This is a genomic window from Arthrobacter sp. JCM 19049 (genome assembly GCF_001310435.1).
Genome location: NZ_BAXF01000515.1, coordinates 1 through 1491 on the forward strand (window position 1 = coordinate 1; position 1491 = coordinate 1491).

A 1491-nucleotide genomic window follows, 5' to 3' on the forward strand; every position below is an offset into this window, starting at 1 on the left:
CAACAGCCGTGGAGAAGCACAGCCGCCGCGTTGCGGTTAACCCGCAGCCTGGGCCGCACCCCCTGGCGTTTCACCGGAGCTGGCCTAGGCTGGGGTTAAAGCTCGATCCCCCGGGAAAGGAGCCCGACATGGAACCGTTCATCTCGCAATGGGTGTGTTCGCTCATCATGGTCATTGGTATTTTCTGCCTCCTCAGCGGCCGGGCGGAACTTGGGGTGCTGTGCCTGGTGTTGGGTGTGGGCCTGACCCTGGTGGACCGGTTCATTGCGCCCCAGGCCGGTGAAACCGAGGGACGCACCCGGCACCCTTAGCAGGAGGAGCGCGCAGTTCACCTGCCCGTCGCCATGATGCCACCGGTTCCTCTTCCTTTGCCATCGCCGAAGCCTACGGTGTTAGAAAGCGTGGGACCTAACGGGGTAAAGATGACAGATGCAACGCAGTCGCTGACATGGCTCAAGGTGCTGTTGGGCGCCATGGGGACCGCATGCCTGCTCACCGGACGGGTGGAGCTGGGCCTGTTGTACCTGGTGCTGGGGATGAGCGCCGAACCGCTGCGCCGCCTGCTGAGCACCCCCGCGGCGTTGCGTTGCCAAGGGCCCCCGGACCTGACCTGGGCACTGATCCCGCCGGGCCAGCCCGCCGCTGTGCGCACTGCTGCTCCCCTGCCAATCCTTTGGATCGGACGCTGTCCCTGTTGACAAAACCTTCCGTCCGGTACCCTGAAAGACCAGGGTCCTCGACAGGGGGTGAACCGCAGATGAGTCCTCGGAGCATGATGCTGCTGCAGGGTTTCATTACGCTGGTCGGCATTATCAGTTTACTCAGCGGCGCCACGGGCTTCGGAGTGTTCTGTCTCCTCGTGGCCATGGCGCCCAGTATTTATGACCACTACCGCAGGCAGAATCGCACCACCAGGCACCACCACGGCAGTGACGCCCGCTGACCGTCAAGGTGCGTTAAAAAGCGGTGGGGACTTCCCTCTTGGAAAGTCCCCACTGCTTTTTTGGTGGTCTAGAGTTCGACGCTGAAGCGCATGATCAGCGCCAGCCCGATGATCACCGCGGCCCACACCAGGCCGAGCACGACGGTGATCCGGTTCAGGTTCCTCTCGGCGACGCCGGAGGAGCCGAGCGAAGAGGTGACCCCGCCGCCGAACATGTCCGACATACCACCGCCACGGCCCTTGTGCAGCAGGATCAGCATGGTCAGCAGAACACTGGTGATGCCCAGCAGTACCTGCAGGACGATCTTGATGATATCCACTACGTCGGTTCCTTACCTAGGGTTCAGTCGGTCACGAGGTGATGCTCGAACCTAACAATGTTAGCAAACTCTTCGGCATCCAGGCTGGCCCCGCCGACGAGCACGCCGTCCACATCGCGTTCGCGCATGATCGCCGCCGTGTTGGCGGCCTTCACGCTGCCGCCGTAGAGCAGGCGGATCGACTGCGCGACCTCGTCGCCGAAACGTTCGGCCAGGGCGGCACGGATG

General features: G+C 63.1%; 5 protein-coding genes. 3 read left to right on the plus strand and 2 right to left on the minus strand.

Annotated elements, in window-relative coordinates; translation table 11 throughout:
• Positions 1-128: 128 nt before the first annotated feature.
• From JCM19049_RS13950 to JCM19049_RS13960, 3 genes are all read left to right on the plus strand, one after another.
• Positions 129-311, plus strand: coding sequence for a hypothetical protein (locus JCM19049_RS13950; RefSeq protein WP_054821880.1), 183 nt, complete (start codon positions 129-131; stop codon positions 309-311).
• Between the two features lie 111 nt (positions 312-422).
• Entirely contained in the window at positions 423-698 is a 276-nt protein-coding gene (locus JCM19049_RS13955; RefSeq protein ID WP_279403252.1) for a hypothetical protein, read from the plus strand.
• 74 nt (positions 699-772) lie between these two features.
• Positions 773-943, plus strand: a complete 171-nt coding sequence (locus JCM19049_RS13960) for a hypothetical protein (protein ID WP_175419371.1) — start codon at positions 773-775, stop codon at positions 941-943.
• A gap of 68 nt (positions 944-1011) precedes the next feature.
• On the opposite strand, the gene secG is transcribed toward JCM19049_RS13960, so the two are convergent.
• Together secG and JCM19049_RS13970 are read right to left on the minus strand one after the other, a co-directional pair.
• Entirely contained in the window at positions 1012-1263 is a 252-nt protein-coding gene (secG, locus tag JCM19049_RS13965; protein WP_054821883.1) for a preprotein translocase subunit SecG, read from the minus strand.
• Positions 1264-1286: 23 nt separating this feature from the next.
• Positions 1287-1491, minus strand: a 205-nt coding sequence (locus tag JCM19049_RS13970) for a triose-phosphate isomerase (protein ID WP_279403253.1), incomplete at its 5' end; no start/stop codon positions are given.